Origin of the sequence: Amycolatopsis sp. NPDC050768, from assembly GCF_040654155.1 — a bacterium.
In the GTDB taxonomy this organism is placed as follows: domain Bacteria; phylum Actinomycetota; class Actinomycetes; order Mycobacteriales; family Pseudonocardiaceae; genus Amycolatopsis.
The window spans coordinates 342,995-361,209 of record NZ_JBFAHL010000003.1 but is presented as its reverse complement, the minus strand read 5'-3'; the positions used below and the strand labels follow the sequence as shown (position 1 = coordinate 361,209).

Below are 18,215 nucleotides of genomic sequence, written 5' to 3'. Positions count from 1 at the left end.
CCTGATCAGGGCGGTGTGTCGGCGAAGATCTCGCGGTGAAACCCGCCTCCGTGTGACGAATCGTCGGGCTTTCCGGTTCCGCCCCACAGGCCATCCGCGGTCCCTTACCCTCCGGATGTTCTTCCTGATCCGAAAGGTGCCCCCATGTCCGCTCGCGCACTCCTCGTCCTGACCACGGGCGCTGCCCTGCTGATCGCCGGATGCTCGAGCGGCGTCGCCGGCTCGGCGGCGCCGGCTGCGTCGAGCAGCCCGGCGCCACCGTCCACGGCCACCTCGTCCGCGCCGCCGTCGACCTCGACGCAGCCGGCCACCTCGTCGTCGCCGGCCACGTCGTCGCAGTCGGCTACCTCGGAGAAGTCCGCGGCCGGCGCGGTCGCGCGCTACGAGACCTATCTGCACGCGGTCGGCGAGCAGGACCTCGCGACGGCGTGCGAGATCGCGGCGCCGGCCGCCAAGAAGGCGCAGGACGAAGGGTGGGGACCGTGCGAGCAGACGTTCCCGATGATGTTCCAGATGATCTCCCCCGCGCAGAAGAAGGCCCTGCAGAGCGCGACCGTCGACCGGGCCCGTGTCACGGAGGACAGCTCGACGAAGGTGGAGATCCCGGCCGCCGCGGTGCGGGCCGCGGTGAAGTTCACCGACAGCGACCTGGGCGACGTCACGCTGGAGTACCGCGGCGGCCAGTGGTTCGTCACCGACTGAGCGCCGAGCCGGACTACCGGCCGGCCGCCCGCAGCAGCTGGTCCACGGTCTTCGCCGCGATGTAGGCGTCGGTGGCGTGGTGGGCGGCGAGGGCGAGCGCCGCGCAGTCGCGCGCGGCGGTCGGGTTGGGGATGGCGAGCACGGTCATGCCGGCCGCGTGGGCCGAGCGGATGCCGGAGCTCGAGTCCTCGACGGCGAGGCACTGCGCCGGAGCCAGGCCGAGGCGCTGTGCGGCGAGCAGGTACGGGTCGGGCGCGGGTTTGCCGCGGGTGACGTCGTCGCCCGTCACCGTGGTGCGGAAAGGGAGGCCGAACGTGGTGATCGCGGCCTCGACGTAGGGGCGGGGTGAGGCGGAGACCAGGGCGACCGGGCCCAGTTCAGCCGCCGTGGCGACGAGGTCGGCGGCGTCGGGGACCAGGCCGAACTCGCCGCGCCGAACAGCCGAGACCATGCCGTCGACGCATTCGGCGACGGCGGACTCCGGCGTGAGGCCGGCGCAGCGAGAAGCGAGGTACGCGGCCCAGTGCGCGGTGCTCTTGCCCTGGATCGCGGCCCAGTCGGCGGGGGTCCACGCCTCCCCGTGGCGGGTGGCGACCGCGGCGAAGACCCGGTTCCAAGTGGTGGCGCTGTCGACCAGCGTCTCGTCGAGGTCGAAGACCGTGGCGGTGAGCGTCACCGGGCCGCCGCGGGCTGGGGCGCGAAGGCGCAGATCCGCTCGATCGATGTGACCTTGAGCCACAGCCGGTCGGCGAGCGCGCGCAGCTGAGGCAGGCGGGCGACGCTGCCGTCGTCGTTGCACACTTCGCTGATCACGGCCACCGGCGCGAGCCCGGCCAGCCGCATCAGTTCGACGGACGCCTCGGTGTGGCCGCGGCGTTCGGCGAGGCCACCGGCCCGCGCGCGCAGGGGGAACACGTGCCCCGGCCGGCACAGCGCGCCGGGCGTGGTGGCGGGGTCGGCGAGCAGGCGCAGGGTGTGTGCGCGGTCTGCCGCGGAGATGCCGGATTCGATGCCTGCCGCGGCGTCGACCGACACGGTGTAGGCAGTGCCCGCGGGGTCTTCGTTCGCCTGCACCATCGGCGGCAGCCGCAACCGGTCCGCGATCTCCGGAGTCATCGGCGCGCAGACCAGTCCGCTGGTGTGGCGCAGGTAAAAGGCGAGGGCCTGGGGAGTGGCGTGTTCGGCGGCCATGATGAGGTCGCCCTCGTTTTCGCGGTCCTCGTCGTCGACGACGATCACCGGCCGGCCGGACCGGAGGTCCAGGAGCGCGGCGGCGACGGTGTCCAATCCGGACGAAGGGCGAAGTTGTGCGGGGATCATGGTCGCCGACTTTAAGGTCGCGGTGTCCCGGTCACCGGGACGAGCCACTCCACGGTCGGGTACCGGCTCCCGTCGGGTGACGCCCGGTTGCGCCGGGTGGAGCAGCCGCTGTGGAAATCCACAACGGCCCGCCGTCGCGCGGCTGGTTCGCCCGGCGCGCCCTTCCTAGCGTGAGGGGCGTACGGCGAACCGGAAGGGCGGCAGATGACCTGGGACTTCTCCACGGAACCGGAGTTCGCGGCGAAGCTGGACTGGGCGCGGGAGTTCGTACGCGCCGAGATCTACCCGCTGGAGGTGCTGGGGCTGGACCACGCGGGGTTCCGGCGGGTCGCGACGCCGTTGCAGCAGGCCGTGAAGGACAACGGCCTCTGGGCCGCGCACCTGGGGCCCGAGCTGGGCGGCCAGGGCTACGGGCAGCTGAAGCTCGGCCTGTTGCACGAGATCCTCGGGACCAGCGAGTACGCGCCCTACGTCTTCGGGTGCCAGGCGCCGGACTCGGGCAACGCGGAGCTGCTGGCGATCGCGGGCACTGAAGACCAGAAGACGCGCTGGATGCGGCCCCTGCTCGACGGCGAGCTGCTCTCCGCCTTCTCCATGACGGAGCAGGGCACCGGGTCCGACCCGCGGCAGTTCACCACCGCGGCGCGGCTCGAGGGCGACGAGTGGGTGCTCGACGGCGCGAAGTGGTTCGTCGGCAACGCCTCGCGGGCGGATTTCCACATCGTGATGGCCGTGACGGAGCCCGACGCCGACCCGTACCACCGGATGTCGATGCTGATCGTGCCCACCACCGCGCGGGGGATCACGACGCGCGAGATCGGGCTGATGAACGACCCGGACCACAAGAACGCCATCTGGTCGCACTGCGAGGTCGGGTACGAAGGCGTCCGCGTGCCGAAGGAGAACCTGCTGGGTGAGCGCGGTGAGGCGTTCGCGTTGGCGCAGAAGCGGCTCGGGCCCGGGCGGATCCACCACTGCATGCGGTGGGTGGGCGTGTGCCGGCGGGCGTTCGACATGTTGTGCGAACGCGCGGTGAGCATCGACGTCCACGGTGGACCGCTCGCGGACAAGCAGACGGTGCAGAACTGGGTCGCCGACAGCGCCGCGCAGATCGAGTCCACGCGGCTGCTGACGCTGCAGACGGCGTGGCGGATCGACCAGGTCGGCGCGCAGGCCGCGCGCACCGAGATCGCGATGATCAAGTACCACGGCGCCACGGTGCTGCACGACGTGATCGACCGCGCCATCCAGGTCCACGGCTCGCTCGGCTTCTCCACGGACATGCCGTTGGAGCAGATGTACCGCTGGGCCCGCGCGGCGCGCATCTACGACGGGCCCGACGAGGTGCACCGGGTGACCGTCGCGCGGCGGCTGCTCAAGAAGTACCAGCCGGCGAAGGTGCCGACGGAGCACATCCCGACGCGGCGGGCCGCGGCGCTGGAGAAGTTCCGTGACCGGCTCGAAGAGTTCACGGCGGCCCAGTGAGCACGCGGCTGCTGGACCGGTCGCCGGCCGGCTGGCTCACCGCGCACACGGGCGACCCCGGGCCGTGGGAGCTGCGGAAACTGACCGGCGGGAACTCCAACGAGACGTGCCTGCTCACCGGCGACGGCACCAGTTACGTCCTGCGCCGGCCGCCCGATCACGCGTTGTCGGCGTCGGCGCACAGCGTTGCGCGGGAGCACCGGCTGCTGACCGCGTTGGCTCCCACGAAAGTCCCCGCGCCGAAGCCCATCGCGTTGTGCGAGGACCCCGAGCAGACGCTGGCGCCGTTCCTGATCATGGAGCACGTGGCCGACTCGGTGTCGATCACGGACACGCTGCCCTACCCCGCGCAGGACATGACGCAGGTGGCCGACGAGGTCGTCGACGCGCTCGCCACCGTCCACACGCTCGACTGGCAAGCCGCCGGGCTGACCGGGTTCGGGCGGCCGGAGAACTTCCTCGATCGGCAGGTCGAGCGCTGGTACCGGCAGTGGGAAGGCATCGCGCGACGGCCGCTGCCGGCGATGCCGAAGATCGCCGCGTGGCTGGAGCAGAACAAGCCGGAGCCGAGCGAACCCGCGCTGTTGCACGGCGATTTCCACCTCGACAACTGCCTGTTCTCCGTGCACGAACCGCGCCTGAAAGCCGTGATCGACTGGGAGATGGCCACGATCGGCGATCCCCTGCTCGACCTGGGGTTGCTGCTCGCGTTGTGGGGTGGCCGAGGCAGTGCGATGCCCGCCGTCCAGGGCGTGTCCCGGGCCCCCGGCGCGCCGCCGCGCGAGCACCTGGTCCAGCGCTACGAGCAGCTCGTCGGCCGCGAGCTCCCGCAGATCCGCTACTACCAGTGCCTCGCGCTGTTCAAGCTCGCCGCGATCGTCGAGGCCGCGTGGTCGCAGTTCCTCACTGGAGATCTCACCAGCGCCTACGCCGCCGCGCTGGAGCACGACGTGCCCGCGCTCCTCGACGAGGCCCTCGACACGGCGGGGGTGACGCCCTGACGTTGGAGCGAGCCACAACGGCCCGCGCGATCGGGGCTGGCCTGCCGCCGGCCGGCTGAGCACGGTGGGAGACAACCAGCCGCTACGTCGACAAAGGAGACGGCGTGACCGAGCAAAGCGTCAATTTCGGGCTCTGGTACGACTTCCGCAACCCCGAGCAGTGGTTCCGGCCCTTTTCCACGCTGTACCGCGAAGCGCTGGACCAGCTCGCGTGGGCGGAGAGCGTCGGGATCGGCTCGGTCTGGCTGACCGAGCACCACTTCTGCGAGGACGGCTACACGCCCTCGCCGTACACGTTGGCCGCGGCGATCGGCGAGCGCACGAAGACCATGCGCATCGGCACGAACCTCGTGATCGCGCCGCTGCACAACCCCGTGCGCCTCGCCGAGGACGCCGCGACGCTGTCGCTGCTCACCGGCGGTCGCTTCGACCTCGGGCTCGGCCAGGGTTACTGGGCGCCGGAGTTCGCGGCGTTCGACCGCAACCTCAAGCACCGGCCGAGCCTGCTCGAAGAGAGCGTGGCGGTGATCCGCCAGGCGTGGTCGGGTGAGGAGAAACCGTTCGAGGGCAAGCGGTTCTCGCTGCCGTCGGTGCGGATCACGCCGAAGCCGGAGGTCCTCCCGAAGCTGCTCGTGGGCGCGATGGCCGACCCGGCGATCGAGCGCGCGGCCCGCATCTCCGACGGGTTCCTCAGCACCCAGAACGTGCACCAGCAGTCCTATTTGGACGCGCTGGACCGCGTGGGCAAGTCCTCGGCCGACGGCCAGATCTTCGCCGGCCAGTGGGCTGTGATCGCCGAGGACCCGGAGCGCGAGTGGGCGCGGATCGGGCAGTACGCGTTGTACCAGCTCAACAACTACATCGAGTGGGGCGCCTTCGGCCCGCCCGACGTGGTGCCGAAGTTCGAGAACGCGGACCAGATCGTCGAAGGTGGCGCGTTCCAGCTGTGGGACGTGGCCACGGCCGTCGACGAGCTGACGGCGCTGCTGAAGGACAAGCCGCAGATCAAGGACGTGCACTTCTGGGCGCAGCTGCCCGGCGAGCCGGTGGACAGCGGTTCGGCGCGCATCGAGCTGCTGGCCACGAAGGTCGTGCCGCAGGTTCGGGAGCGGCTGGGCGAGAAGGCGGGGGTGGCGGGGTGAACCAGCCGCTCGTGCTCACCGACCTCCTGCACCGCGCGCGGGAGTTCTTCCCCGCCCAGGAGATCGTGGAGTACGGCGGCGGTGCCGAGACGCACCGGTACACCAACCGGGACTTCCACGAACGCGTCGTCGCGCTCGCCGGCGCCCTGGTCAGGCTGGGGGTGCGGCCCGGTGACCGGGTCGCCACCCTCGCCTGGAACCACCACCGCCACCTCGAGCTGTACTTCGCCGTGCCGCTCGCGGGCGCCGTGCTGCACACGGTGAACCTGCGGCTCGAGCCGACGGAGATCGCGTACGTGCTGGGCCACGCCGAGGACGTCGTGGTGTTCGCCGATCTGTCGCTGCTGCCCCGGCTGGAGGTGGCGCGGGCGGAGCGGCCGGCGATGCTCGTTGTCGCCACCGACGGCTCCGCGCCTGGGGTACTCACCTACGAGGACCTCGTATCCGAGGGGCTGCCCTTCGAGAACCCGCCGCGGATCAACGAAAACGATCTCGCCGCGCTCTGCTACACCTCCGGCACCACGGGCCCGCCGAAGGGCGTCGGCTACTCGCACCGGTCGCTCTACCTGCACACCTTCGCCGCCTGCCTCGCCGACGGCCACGCGATCAGCGAGCGCGACACCGTGCTCCACGTCGTGCCGATGTTCCACGCCAACGCGTGGGGAATCCCGTTCGCCGCGCTCATGACGGGCGCGAAGCAGGTGCTGCCCGGTCCCCACCCGGTGCCGGCCGAGATCGCGAAAATCGTCGAGGCCGAGCGCGTGACCTACACCGGCATGGTGCCGACCGTCGCGGCCGACCTCGTCCGTCACGTCGCCGCGACCGGCGCCGACCTGAGCAGTCTGCGCGCGCTCGTGCTCGGTGGCTCGCCCCCGGACGACGAGCTGCTGCGCGCCCTCGACGAGCTCGGCATCCCGTCGTTCCAGGGTTGGGGGATGACGGAGATCTCGCCGATGGGCACGTTCTCGCGGCCGCTGCCGACCGTGACGGATCCGGCCGAACGGCGCCGCAGCGTCCGCAAGCAGGGCCGGCTGCTGCCCGGCCTGCGCTGGCGGCTCGTCGGCGAAGACGGCACCGACCGGCCCCACGACGGCGTTTCGCGCGGTGAGCTGCTGATCCGCGGGCCGTGGGTCGCCACGCAGTACTTCCGCGACGAGCACCCCGACAGCTTCGCCGACGGCTGGCTGCGCACCGGTGACATCGCGACCATCGACGCCGACGGGTACCTGGAAATCGTCGACCGCGCCAAGGACCTGATCAAGAGCGGTGGTGAGTGGATCAGTTCCGTCGCGCTGGAGCAGGCGCTCACGGCCAACCCCGCCGTGGCCGAGGCCGCTGTGGTCGCTGTGGCGCACGAGCGTTGGCAGGAACGGCCGTACGCGCTCGTCGTGCTCGAACCCGGCCGTGCGGACACGTCGGCGGAAATCCTCGCTGACCTGCGTGAACGCGTGCCGCGCTGGTGGCTGCCCGAGGGCGTGCTCGTGGTCGGGGAACTGCCGCGCACGAGCGTCGGCAAGATCGACAAGAAGGTGCTGCGCGCGAAAGTGGCCGCGGGGGGTGCCGGATGAAGTTCGGCGTCTTCTATGTCCTCGAGTGCCGCGACCACGACTTCCGCCGCGCGTACGAGGAGATGCTCGCGCAGATCGCGTACGCCGAGCAGCTCGGGTTCGACGAGGTGTGGCTCGCCGAGCACCACGGCAGCGACTACGGCTCGATGCCGTCGCCGCAGGTCGCGGCCGCCGCGGTGGCCGAGCGCACGAGCCGGATGCGCATCGGCATCGCCGTCAGCAACCTGACCTTCGATTGGCCGGTGCGCGTGGCCGAGGACTACGCGATGGTCGACGTGCTGTCGAACGGTCGGCTCGATTTCGGCGCCGGCCGCGGCTACCAGCCGGGCGAGTTCCACAACATGGGCGTCGGCGACCGCCAGGACGTGAGCCGCGAGGTGTTCGACGAGGCGCTGGAAATCGTGCGCGGCCTGTGGAGCAAACGCGCGGGCGAGCCGTTCTCCTTTCACGGCAAGCACTTCGACCTGACCGAGGTCGACTGCCGGCCCACGCCGGTGCAGCGCCCGACCCCGCCGATCTACGTCGCGTCGATCAGCCCCGAGACGTTCCACCTGGCGGCCGCGCAGGGGTACAACCTGCTGGTGACGCCGACGTTGATGACGTTGCCGGAGCTGAACCGGCTGGTGGTGGACATCAAGCGTTCGCTCATCACCGGCGGCCGCGACCCGCTGTCGCTCGACTTCCCGATGAACTGGCAGGTCCACCTCGCCGACACCACCGAGGAAGCACTGGCGAACGTCGCCGAACCGCTGTCCTGGTACTACCGCCACGTGCTCGACCTCGTGCCGAGCGGGCCCCGGGCACCGCATACCTACGAGCGTTACGCGGAACTCGTTGCCGCGTCGGAGGAAGCGGGCGGGCCGACGCTCGACGGGCTGCGGGAGAGCGGCGTGGTCTACGTGGGTGACCCGGCGGGGCTGGTCGCCGAGATCGAGACGCTGTACGAGGAAACCGGGCTGCAGCACCTCATCTGCTGGATGCGCATCGGTGGCCTCGCGCACGAAAAGGTGCTGCACTCGCTGGAACTGTTCGCCGAGCACGTGCTGCCCCGCTTCCGCGACCGGCCGCCGGTCGTGCCGCGGGCGTTGCGCGCAGAAGTCGCTGCCATCCATTGATTTTCATCGAGGAGAGAGGCGAGATCCCATGGGCTACCTAGAGGTCGAAGACGGCCGGCGGGTGTACTTCGAGCACCACCGGGGCTCGGGCCGCCCGATCGTGCTGATCCACGGCTGGGGCGCGACCGCACGCTGCTGGGACACGACCGCGCCGGCCTTGCGCGCCAACGGTAACGAGGTCGTGTTGCTGGACCAGCGCGCGTGCGGCCGCTCGGACAACGATTTCTCCGACGTGACGATCTCCGCGCTCGGCTCCGACGTCGTGCGGCTCGTGGAGCACCTCGGCCTGCGTGCGCCCGTGGTCGACGGCTGGTCCCTCGGCGGCGCAGTCGCCGTCGACGCCGCGGCGAAGCTGGGCTCGAACTGCTCTGGCGTGGTCTTGACCGGTGGTGCCACCCCGCGTTACACGTCCACTTCGGACTGGCCGCACGGTGGTGGGGTCGACGACGTCAAGGCCGTGCTGGGCGCGGCTGCCGCCGACCGCTCTAACACGTTCAAGGGCGTCGCCGAAGCCGTGTGCGCCGAGCCGCAAACGGCCGACACGCTCACCTGGCTGTGGGGGATGTTCATGGAGATGGGCCCGATCGGCGACGAATCCCTGCTGGACTTGGCCGAGCTCGACCAGCGCAAGATCCTCGGCGGGCTCGGCGTTCCCGTGCTGTTCCTGCACGGGCGCAAGGACGCCTTCGTGCCCTTCTCCGGCGCCGAAGCCGCGCGTGACCTGTGCTCCGACGCGCGGCTTGTGGAATTCCCCAACGCCGGCCACGCGCCGTTCCTGGAGGACCGCGACACCTACCTCGCCGAGCTCACCGGCTTCCTGAACCGATGACCACCTGGCTCGTCACCGGCGGTTCGCGCGGAATCGGCCGCGCCGTCGTCGACCACGTCGCCGCCGCGGGTGACAACGTGGCGTCGCTGGCGCGTTCGGCCGGCTCCTCGCCGCCGGCGGTGCCGAACCGCGTGCTCGAGGTCAAGGGCGACGTGACCGACGAGGACTCGATCCACCGCTGCGTCGAGGCCGTGACCGAGCGGTTCGGCTCGATCGACGTGGTGGTCAACAGCGCCGGCGTGCACCGCGGCCGCCGCATCGACGCGCTCGCCAGATCCGCGTGGGACGAGGTGCTCGCCACGAACCTCACCGGCGCGTTCGAGGTCTGCCGCGCGGTGGTGCCCAAACTGGCGCGCGGTTCGGCGATCGTCAACGTCGGCGCGGTCGTCGGGTTGCGTGGTTTTCCCGGCGACGTCGCGTACGGCTCGGCGAAGGCGGGGCTGTCGGGGCTGACGCAGGTGCTCGCCGTGGAGCTCGCTCCGCGAGGTGTGCGCGTGAACCTCGTGGTCCCGGGCTTTGTGGACACCGACATGACCGCGGGGCTCAGCGATCGGGCCCGCAAGAGCATCGTCGACAAGATTCCCGCCGGACGCATCGGGACGACGGCCGAGATCGCCGAGGTCATCGTGGCCGTGGCGCGCTCGACGTACATGACGGGCGCGACCGTGCCCGTCGACGGCGGTCTGCTCGCCACATTCGGCGGCGGCTGACCCGCGCGTTTTGTGTGGACCTCCAACAGCCGCACGTGAAGAGCGTTCTTCCCGCGCCCGGTCCTGGTTAGCGTCGGAAAACGAACCAGGGCACGCCCCACCCGTAGACGGAGAACACCGACCACCCCACGAAGAAGGAGAACCACCCATGGACGTCGGAATGCTGCTGGTCTTCCAGAACTGGTTCGAGGACGTCAGCGACCACGAGGTCTTCACGCGCGAGCTCGAGATGGGCGTGCTGGGCGAGCAGTACGGCTTCGACTCCGTCTGGTCGGCCGAGCACCACTTCGACGACTACTCGATGTGCCCGGACAACCTCCAGATCATGGCCTATCTCGCCGGGCGCACGTCGAAGATCAAGCTCGGCACGGGCGCGGTCATCCTGCCCTGGAACGACCCGCTCCGCGTGGTGGAGAAGGCCATCATGCTCGACCACATGTCCAACGGGCGCCTGCTGCTCGGCATGGGCCGCGGCCTGGCGAAGATGGAGTACGAGGGCTTCCGCGTCGACATGAACGAGTCGCGCGAGCGCTTCGACGAGGCCGCCGCGATGATCATCCGCGGGCTGCAGAACGGGTATGTCGAGAACGACGGCAAGTATTACAAGCAGCCGCGCGTCACCGTCCGCCCCGGACTGGCCGGGCACTCGTGGGAAGGCCGGATCTTCGGCGTCGCGATGTCGCCCGACTCGATCCCGGCCGTCGCGGAGCTGGGCGCGCAGATGATGACGTTCATGCAGTACGACTTCGCCCAGCACCTCGAGGCGATCGACCGCTGGCGCGGCCTGCACCGCGAGAAGCACGGCACCGAGCCGGGCGCGCCGCTGATCCAGGACTTCGTGTACTGCCACGAAGACCCTGAAGAGGCGAAACGCATCGCGCACGAGCACATCTCGCGCTACTTCCTGTCGGTGATCAAGCACTACGACTTCGCCGGCTCGCACTGGCGTGAGACGAAGGGCTACGAGGCCTACCAGGCCGGCGCCGACATGATCCGCGAGGCGGGCATGGAAACGGCGGCGAGCGCGTACGTCGACGCGAACATCTGGGGCACACCCGAGGAGATCGTGGAGAAGTACGCCGCTCGGCGCGCGCAGGGCGGCGAGTTGATGGCCAACGCCGCGTTCTGCTTCGGCGGCCTGCCGCTGGACAAGGCGGAGGCGAGCATGCGGCTGTTCGGCGAGAAGGTGGTGCCGCAGCTGCACAAGATGTCCTCGCGCGCGCCCGCGGGGGTGTGAGGCCGGGCCGTGGCCCGGGTTCCGCCCGGGCCACGGCTGATCGCTTTTCGGACCTTCGGGCTTTCGGACTGGAGCTGGATGGAAACCGTGACCAGACCGGCATTCGCCGAGCAGTTCCGCGAAGTGATGTCGGGCGTGTGCACCCCGGTTTCGGTGGTGACCGCCCTCGACGGCACGCGGCCGCACGGCACGACGGTGAGCGCGTTCGCGTCGCTCTCGATGGACCCGCCGATGGTGCTCGTGTCGCTCGACCGCACGTCGGACCTGCTGACGGTGGTGCGGCGAGCCGGGCGCTTCGGGTTGAACGTGTTGGAAAGCCGCCAGGCGAAGCTCGCGAAACGCTTCGCCCGCAAGGGAATGGCCAAGTTCGACGGCGTCACCTGGGAGCTCGAGGACGACCTGCCGCGGCTCGCGGGCTCGTCCGGCTGGGTGGCGTGCACCGTCGAGAAGTTCATCGAAGGTGGTGACCACGTGGTCGCGCTCGGCCTGGTGGAGGCGGCAGACTCGCGGCCGCTCGCGCCGTTGACCTACCACGCGCGCACCTTCGGCACCCACACGCGGACAGACGACTGATGGCGCCCGGCGAGCAAGTGCAGCACGCCGTCGCGGCGTTGGCGCAGGGCCGGCTGGTCGTGGTCGTCGACGACGCCGACCGCGAGAACGAGGGTGACCTCGTCGGTGCCGCGCGGACGATGACCGCTGAGCAGATGGCGTTCCTCGTGCGGCACACCACGGGCATCGTCTGCGCGCCGATGCCCGGCGAGCGCGCGGACGCGTTGCGGCTGCGGCAGATGGTCGCGGACAACACCGACGCGCACGGCACGGCGTTCACGGTGAGCGTCGACCACCTGGCGAGCGGCACGGGCGTGTCGGCCGCGGACCGGACCACGACCGTGCGGGCGCTGGCGGACCCGGCCACGAAACCCGGTGAGCTGCGCCGGCCCGGCCACGTGTTCCCGCTGCGGGCGCGCGAAGGCGGCGTGCTGGTGCGGGCCGGGCACACGGAGGCGGCCGTCGACCTGCTGGCGATGGCCGGCGCGGGTGACGTCGGCGTGATCAGCGAGCTCGTGGCCGACGACGGGTCGATGTTGCGCGGCACCGCGGTGGAGGAGTTCGCTCGGCGGTTCGACCTGCCGTTGCTGCGGATCGCCGACCTCGTGCGCTACCGCGGGGCGACGGAACGCCTGGTGGAGCCCGTGGCGAGCGCGGCCATGCCGACGGCGTTCGGTGACTTCCGCGCGGTCGCGTACCGGTCCGTGCTCGACGGCACGGAGCACCTCGCGTTGGTGCGCGGCGACGTCGCGGCGGCCGGGCAGTCGTCTGCCGGTGCCCTGGTCAGGGTGCACAGCGAATGCCTCACCGGCGACATCCTGGGCTCGCTGCGATGCGACTGCGGCGCACAGCTGGAGTACGCGCTGCGGGAGATCGCCGCCGAGGGCGCCGGGGCGGTCATCTACCTGCGTGGCCACGAGGGCCGCGGGATCGGGCTGGCGCACAAGATCCACGCGTACGCGCTGCAGGAGCAGGGTCTGGACACCGTCGAGGCCAACCTCGCGCAAGGCCTGCCGGTCGATTCGCGCAGCTACGGCATCGGGGCCCGGATCCTGACCGACCTCGGCGTCCGCCGGATGCGGCTCATCACGAACAACCCGGCCAAGTACGGCGGGCTCGAGGGCTACGCGCTCGACATCGTCGGGCGGGTGCGCCTGCCCGTGACGCAGACGCCACACAACGTGCGTTACCTGCGGACCAAGCAGGAGCGCATGGGCCATGACCTGGGCGTACTCGCTTCGGGCATGGACGGGAGCGGGTGAGGTAAGGCACCCTCAGACGGAGTCCGGATTTCAACGGTGAAGGCGGATCCCATGCGCGATGCTTCGGTTCGGTCCCTGGCGCGCCCCGTGGACCCGTCGCACCGTGAGCGTGAGGTCATCGCCGCGTTCAGCGAGATCACGACCGAGGCCATCACCACCACGCGGCTCGAGGATCTGCTGGGCCTGCTCGGCAAGCAGCTGTGCCACCTGCTGGGTGTCACGCGCTGTTCGGTGTACCTGCGCGACGGTGACGGCCGGTTCCGCGGCGCCGCCGGCTACTGCGAGAGCGAGGGCGACATCTCGGCCGCCGTGCAGGCGCAGGAGGCCGGCATCCGGGGCGACCGGTTCAGCCGCGAGGTCATCGAGTCCGCCGCGCCCGTGCTGATCTCCGACGTGCCGCGCGACCCGCGCCCGCACCGCCGCACCATGGAGCACTGGCACGTGCGCGCGATGCTCGGCGTGCCGCTCGTGTTCGACGGCAAGGTGATCGGCCTGATCTTCGTCGACAACGTGCAGAAGGACCACGTGTACGCCGACGAAGACGTGGCGCTCGCGGAGCTGTTCGCCCGGCTGGGCGCGTTGTTCCTGCGGCAGGCCATGCTGAACGCGCACCTGAAGAACAAGGCCGCCGAGGTCGTGCGGCAGAAGAACACCTTGGCCTATCTGGCGGACGTGCACCAGAAGCTGACCAACGCCGTGCTCGACGGCGCGAGCATCCAGACCGTGGTGACGCTGCTCGGTGAGCTCTCGGCGAAGCCCGTGGTGCTGTACAACGAGGATTTCCAGGTGCTGGCGTGGTCCGCACCTGCGGGGTTGAAGATGACTCAGCCGCCGGAGCTGGCTCAGCGAATCCGCGAGCTGCCGTCGGTGAAGCAGGCGCTGGCGTCACTCAGCGCGAGCTGCCCGTCGACGATCGTGCCGCCGACGCCCGCCGTGTGGGTCGGGCGCCGGCACCTGATGTGCCGGCTGATCATCGAGGGTCAGCCCAGCGGGTACCTCGGGATCGTCGAGGTCGGGCGCGGGCTGGAGGAGCTGGACACGAAGCTCGCCGAACACGGGGCGACGGTGCTGTCGTTGCAGGTGCTGTCCGAACGGCGCCAGGCGGAGGCGGAGGGGCAGGCACGGGAGGACTTCCTGTCGGATTTGCTGCACCGCACCCGCGATGCCGAGCAGCTGGCACGGCGGGGTCCGCAGTTCGGGGTGAATCTGGCTCAGCCGCACGTGCTGGTGCGGTTCGCGTTGGACAACGCGAGCCAGAACGTGAGTGTTTCGGTGGGGCGGAAGCTGGTGATCCGTTCTCTGGCCACGGTTTTGTCGGTGTCGGAACCTGCCGCGGTGAGTTTGCCGGGCGCGGTGGTGGCGTTGCTTTCGCTGCCCGACGGCTCCGAACCTCGGGACTTGCGCGCCGCCGTCGACGAGGTGCGCTTGGCTGTGGGCCCACGCCTGCGGGTGCGGACCGCGGTGATCTCGGGGGTGTGCCGTTCGCCGGAAGATTTCCCTTTGGCGCACAGGGAATTGCGGGAGATCGATGAGCTGGCCACGTCGTTCGGCTGGTCCGGCGGCGTGGTGACGGTGACTGAGCTGGGGTTGTTCCGGCTCGTCGCGTCCAGCGGGCGGGTGAAGGAGGCCGTGCAGTTCGCGCACGAGACGATCCGCCCGTTGCGGGAGGCGGACTCGTCGTTGCTGGAGACGTGGCGGGCTTTTGTGGCCGCGGAGGGGCGCGTTCAGGGCACGGCGTTGGAGCTGGGCGTGCACGAGAACACGATCCGGTACCGGCTGGGGAAGATCGGGAAACTCATCGGGCAGGATCCGGGTGCGCTGGATTGTCTGCTGCAGTCGCGGATCGCTTTTCAGATCTTGGATCTGGCCGGCTGGTGAGTTATTTTTGCAGGATTTTGGCGAGGGTGCCGAGGTTGTCTTGCATTCCTCGTTTGAACAGCTTTTCGGCCAGGGGCCCGAGTAGCGCGGCCGGGCCGGGGAGTCCGGCTCCGCTGATGGTTCCTTCCAGGGTGAGCTTGGTCCTGTTCTGTGCGGGCTCGACTTTGTAGCGGTAGACGAACGGAGTCGGGCCGCTGAGCGACGTGAACGTGACTTCCTTTTCGGGGGTGAGTTCGGTTATTTCCACCTCGTTTCGGGCAGGCCCTCCGGGCAGGTTCCGGTGGACCTCGTAGCGTGTCCCGATCCCTGTGTTCTCTCCTGTCCGGTCGACCCGCTGCACAGCTGAATACCACTGCGGCATGGTCGTGAAATCAGCTACGAACTCGAATACCTCTTTGGGTGATGCGTTTATATTTATGGTTAGCTCGAAAGTCATTTCGTTTTCCTTCCTTCGGCGGCAAGGCGGTTCTCGAACGCTCGCCCTGCCGGTGATTCCTGGGTAAACTTCTTGAGGAACTCGAGAAACGCTTCGACGTCAGTTCCTTTGGCCGCCCTGTCGAGCTGGTCGTACAGCTGATCCTCGATCTCGGCGACGCGCTCAGCCTTGTCGCGCCCCGTTTTGGTGAGCTCCAACCGCACCTGCCGCCGATCCCGCTCACTCGCGGCCCGCTCCACGAGCCCCGCCCCCACCAACCTGTCCACGATCCGGCTCGGACTCGCCCCGGTGTCGCACACGAGCATCTCCCCGAGCTCCCGCAACGCCATCGGCCCGTGCCCCGCGAGGATCCGCAACACCTCCGACTGCGCCGGCGTCACCCCGATCTCCCCCAGCCGCACTGTCAGCTGTCGGTTCCCTTCCCGCTGTGCCGCGAGGATGAGGTAGCGGAGTTGCTCGGCCCTTCGCACTTGGCCTCCTTCGTTCGGTGTTGTGACATGTATGTCGTGACACCAATTACACGCCTGTGTGGCTCCGGCGTCAAGGGCGCTGGGAGGACTGCACGATCCGCGGCCGGGCGGGACAGCTTGTTCACCGGGCGCTGATTGATCAGGCCGCTCCTGTGGTGCTCCGCATAGCTGGCCGGCCGCGGTGGCAACCCCGCCACCCCACCTCACACGGAGGGCCCCAGTGTTTCCGGTAGTACTCCAGCACCTTGGCCGCCGCGTAGATTGCCGCGAGGGGCCAGGCGAAGGTGGTCGCCAGGGTGTGCCAGATGGGCAAGTAGTCGGCCTGCGAGAGTTCCAGGAGCATCAGCCCCGAGCACGCCAGGGGCATCAGCCAGCAGAAGGCGTGCGTCCGCGCCATCTCGCCCAAGTGCAGGCCCTGCACGGCCCTTGATGTGCCAGCGGGTGGGCCACGAACTGGCGTATGGGCCCCAGAAGTCGGACCGGCCTTCGCCGAGGCGACGGGAAAGACCGGGGGGCCGAGCACCATCAACCACCGCGTGGCGAAGCGGAAGCCCGTGGGGTCGGCGCGAGTGAAGCCGAAGCCGAAGTCCTTGAAGCTGCTCGACCTCCGAGGCGTAGGGGTAACCGCGGAGATCAGCCAGACTTACTCGGGCACAACCCGAAAACCAGACACAGCCACCAGCGACCGGCCCCCAGATCAGCCCTTCACAACCGGCGCGACCTGCTGCGCCCACTGCCAACGCGCACCCGTGCCGCCCGGCAAAGAGTTGAAGTACTCCGACCCGTCGACGCCGCCGAAGTCCGGGTACTTCGCGGTGAGCGAGCGGATCGTCGACTGCAGGCGCGGCATGTCGACGTAGCCGCCGCAGTTGGCCGGGTTGGTGACGGTGCCGGCAGAACGTGCTCGCACTACCACCGTCCGTAGGGTTCCGCGCGGGGCGGGGCCGGGGTGATCGGTCGTTGAACCCCAGACCCAGAACCGATCCCGGCCCCGCGCGAAACACCTCGACAAAGACCTCAGCAGCGGCCGAGCATGTCCGTCAGCGCGGACTTCTCGGCGGAGTTCACCGTGAGGTCGAACTTCGACTTCACCGCAACCCACATGCGGGCGTAGGTGCACCAGTAGCCCGTGGACGGCGGCTTCCACTGGTCCGGCGACTTGTCGCCCTTCTGCTGGTTGACGTTGTCCGTCACGGCGATCAGCTGCGGGTCGGACAGGTCGTTGGCGTAGGCCTGGCGCTGCGCCGTGGTCCACGACGAAGCACCGGTGCGCCACGCGTCGGCCAGCGGCACGACGTGGTCGATGTCCACATCGGACGCCGCGGTCCAGGTCGCGCCGTCGTAGGGCGAGACCCACGTGCCCGAGGTGGCGGTGCAGCTGGAGTTGGTGACGACGTTCGTGCCGTCGCGCTTGAGCACGACCTCACGGGTGTCGCAGTTGTTCCCCTGCTGGATCCAGTGCGGGAACTTGTCGCGGCTGTAGCCGGTCAGTGAGCCGTCGGCCTTCACGGTGAGGCCGGCGAGCTCGCTCTTGGCCGTCGCGGCCGACGGGATGCCGGGCGGGGTCGCGTCGGCGATGCCGACCATCGTGCCGCCGAGCAGCGTCACGCCGACGAGGACGGCCAAGTAGTTTCGGACACTACGCGCTGTGGGCATATTGCTGCCTCCGTGTCGAGTGTGGGACTGATTCACCTTCGACCACGGAAGTGGCGCAAGCAACACTTACGGGTGACATGTAACAGACCTTCAGTGAACAGAAAGTGCTGTTAGGCCACCTGGCGCAGAACTATCGGATGAAACCGGTCACGGGCGGATCAGGCGCAGGTCCTCGGTGTGCCGGTACCAGGTCCGCTTGGTGACCTCGCGCGGGTGCGCGACGCCGTCGCTCACGAGCGAAGTGGTCGGCAGGCAGCCGAGCTGGAAGGCGCGGCCGTGGAACACCGTGGTGCGCTTCACGAGCTTCCCGCGCGTCACCCGCGCGACCAGGCCGTTCTCGTCCGAGGACACCTCCACGGCGGCCGCGGCGCCGTCGAACGCCAGGTGCTCGTCGCAGTACGCCTGACCCTGGACGTTACGTAGAGTGGCGAGCCCGGCCAGGATCCCGCCGGTGTCATCGCGCACGAGCGGCACGTCGGAGGCCGAACCGTCGAGGGCGATTTCGAGCGCTTTGACGGGGTCTGTGGGCAGTCCCCAGAGCGCCGCGACGGCCGAACCGGACTCGGACGGCACGAACCCGACCGACACGCCCGACACCCGATCGGTACGCAGCAATCGCACGAGCACCGCCGAGAGGTCGGCGTCGGTCCCCGCGACGATCAGGCGCTCGTGTTTCCCCAGCAAGGGATCGATTTCCGTCTTGCCCGGAAGCGCTGAAACGCGCACGATGGAGACGTTCGGGAGGCCCGTGAACGAGTGCGGATCATCACCGCAGGCCACCACGATTCCGCGCACGCGCACGTCCTCCGTTACAGTCATGCACCGGCATTTCCCAGCGCCACCCCGTGTCCC

At 69.7% G+C, this 18,215-nt stretch carries 19 protein-coding genes; 12 read left to right on the top strand and 7 right to left on the bottom strand.

Translation table 11 applies throughout. From position 1 onward, the window contains the following. Nucleotides 1–144 precede the first annotated feature (144 nt). Nucleotides 145–702: a hypothetical protein gene (locus AB0H62_RS11815; protein ID WP_360585751.1), complete on the top strand. Its 558-nt coding sequence runs from the start codon at nucleotides 145–147 to the stop codon at nucleotides 700–702. A gap of 13 nt (nucleotides 703–715) precedes the next feature. Here AB0H62_RS11815 and AB0H62_RS11810 read toward each other — a convergent pair whose 3' ends face one another. Both AB0H62_RS11810 and ribB read right to left on the bottom strand, forming a co-directional pair. Next, nucleotides 716–1,378, bottom strand: coding sequence for an HAD family phosphatase (locus tag AB0H62_RS11810; protein WP_220245176.1), 663 nt, complete (start codon nucleotides 1,376–1,378; stop codon nucleotides 716–718). Then, complete coding sequence (ribB, locus tag AB0H62_RS11805; RefSeq protein WP_360585749.1) at nucleotides 1,375–2,022, bottom strand: 3,4-dihydroxy-2-butanone-4-phosphate synthase; 648 nt, start codon at nucleotides 2,020–2,022, stop codon at nucleotides 1,375–1,377. The genes AB0H62_RS11810 and ribB overlap by 4 nt, the downstream gene beginning before the upstream one ends. A 204-nt stretch (nucleotides 2,023–2,226) precedes the next feature. Here ribB and AB0H62_RS11800 point away from each other — a divergent pair, with 204 nt between their 5' ends. The 11 genes from AB0H62_RS11800 (at nucleotide 2,227) to AB0H62_RS11750 (ending at nucleotide 14,801) form a co-directional block, all read left to right on the top strand. Then, the gene (locus AB0H62_RS11800; RefSeq protein WP_360585747.1) at nucleotides 2,227–3,507 is read left to right on the top strand and encodes an acyl-CoA dehydrogenase family protein; all 1,281 of its coding nucleotides are present in this window, start codon (nucleotides 2,227–2,229) and stop codon (nucleotides 3,505–3,507) included. Further along, the gene (locus tag AB0H62_RS11795) at nucleotides 3,504–4,508 is read left to right on the top strand and encodes a phosphotransferase family protein (protein WP_360585745.1); all 1,005 of its coding nucleotides are present in this window, start codon (nucleotides 3,504–3,506) and stop codon (nucleotides 4,506–4,508) included. Before AB0H62_RS11800 ends, AB0H62_RS11795 begins: the two co-directional genes overlap by 4 nt. Before the next feature lie 104 nt (nucleotides 4,509–4,612). Continuing rightward, nucleotides 4,613–5,650, top strand: a complete 1,038-nt coding sequence (locus tag AB0H62_RS11790; protein ID WP_360585743.1) for an LLM class flavin-dependent oxidoreductase — start codon at nucleotides 4,613–4,615, stop codon at nucleotides 5,648–5,650. Beyond that, nucleotides 5,647–7,218 (top strand): long-chain fatty acid--CoA ligase, encoded by a 1,572-nt coding sequence (locus AB0H62_RS11785; protein ID WP_360585741.1) that lies wholly within the window; start codon nucleotides 5,647–5,649, stop codon nucleotides 7,216–7,218. The genes AB0H62_RS11790 and AB0H62_RS11785 overlap by 4 nt, the downstream gene beginning before the upstream one ends. After that, a complete protein-coding gene (locus AB0H62_RS11780; RefSeq protein WP_220245170.1) occupies nucleotides 7,215–8,333 on the top strand; it encodes an LLM class flavin-dependent oxidoreductase in 1,119 nt (372 codons plus the stop codon). Before AB0H62_RS11785 ends, AB0H62_RS11780 begins: the two co-directional genes overlap by 4 nt. Nucleotides 8,334–8,361: 28 nt before the next feature. After that, a complete protein-coding gene (locus AB0H62_RS11775; protein WP_360585738.1) occupies nucleotides 8,362–9,162 on the top strand; it encodes an alpha/beta hydrolase in 801 nt (266 codons plus the stop codon). After that, entirely contained in the window at nucleotides 9,159–9,872 is a 714-nt protein-coding gene (locus AB0H62_RS11770; protein ID WP_220245168.1) for an SDR family oxidoreductase, read from the top strand. Before AB0H62_RS11775 ends, AB0H62_RS11770 begins: the two co-directional genes overlap by 4 nt. Before the next feature lie 148 nt (nucleotides 9,873–10,020). Beyond that, nucleotides 10,021–11,109, top strand: a complete 1,089-nt coding sequence (locus AB0H62_RS11765; protein ID WP_220245167.1) for an LLM class flavin-dependent oxidoreductase — start codon at nucleotides 10,021–10,023, stop codon at nucleotides 11,107–11,109. Between the two features lie 87 nt (nucleotides 11,110–11,196). After that, nucleotides 11,197–11,682, top strand: a complete 486-nt coding sequence (locus tag AB0H62_RS11760) for a flavin reductase family protein (RefSeq protein WP_360585736.1) — start codon at nucleotides 11,197–11,199, stop codon at nucleotides 11,680–11,682. Beyond that, nucleotides 11,682–12,923 (top strand): bifunctional 3,4-dihydroxy-2-butanone-4-phosphate synthase/GTP cyclohydrolase II, encoded by a 1,242-nt coding sequence (locus tag AB0H62_RS11755; protein ID WP_360585734.1) that lies wholly within the window; start codon nucleotides 11,682–11,684, stop codon nucleotides 12,921–12,923. Before AB0H62_RS11760 ends, AB0H62_RS11755 begins: the two co-directional genes overlap by 1 nt. Nucleotides 12,924–12,974: 51 nt before the next feature. Further along, nucleotides 12,975–14,801, top strand: coding sequence for a GAF domain-containing protein (locus tag AB0H62_RS11750; protein ID WP_360585732.1), 1,827 nt, complete (start codon nucleotides 12,975–12,977; stop codon nucleotides 14,799–14,801). Between the two features lies 1 nt (nucleotide 14,802). Here the strand turns inward: AB0H62_RS11750 and AB0H62_RS11745 are convergent, their stop codons facing one another. The 5 genes from AB0H62_RS11745 to AB0H62_RS11725 all read right to left on the bottom strand — a co-directional run bounded on the left by AB0H62_RS11745 (nucleotide 14,803) and on the right by AB0H62_RS11725 (nucleotide 18,182). After that, complete coding sequence (locus AB0H62_RS11745; RefSeq protein ID WP_220245164.1) at nucleotides 14,803–15,237, bottom strand: SRPBCC family protein; 435 nt, start codon at nucleotides 15,235–15,237, stop codon at nucleotides 14,803–14,805. Beyond that, nucleotides 15,234–15,707, bottom strand: coding sequence for a MarR family transcriptional regulator (locus tag AB0H62_RS11740; RefSeq protein ID WP_266118251.1), 474 nt, complete (start codon nucleotides 15,705–15,707; stop codon nucleotides 15,234–15,236). Before AB0H62_RS11740 ends, AB0H62_RS11745 begins: the two co-directional genes overlap by 4 nt. Before the next feature lie 697 nt (nucleotides 15,708–16,404). After that, nucleotides 16,405–16,617: a hypothetical protein gene (locus tag AB0H62_RS11735; RefSeq protein ID WP_360585729.1), complete on the bottom strand. Its 213-nt coding sequence runs from the start codon at nucleotides 16,615–16,617 to the stop codon at nucleotides 16,405–16,407. Between the two features lie 107 nt (nucleotides 16,618–16,724). Next, nucleotides 16,725–17,363: an HNH endonuclease family protein gene (locus tag AB0H62_RS11730; RefSeq protein WP_360585727.1), complete on the bottom strand. Its 639-nt coding sequence runs from the start codon at nucleotides 17,361–17,363 to the stop codon at nucleotides 16,725–16,727. A gap of 147 nt (nucleotides 17,364–17,510) precedes the next feature. Then, the gene (locus AB0H62_RS11725; RefSeq protein ID WP_255638547.1) at nucleotides 17,511–18,182 is read right to left on the bottom strand and encodes a hypothetical protein; all 672 of its coding nucleotides are present in this window, start codon (nucleotides 18,180–18,182) and stop codon (nucleotides 17,511–17,513) included. Between the last annotated feature and the right edge of the window lie 33 nt (nucleotides 18,183–18,215).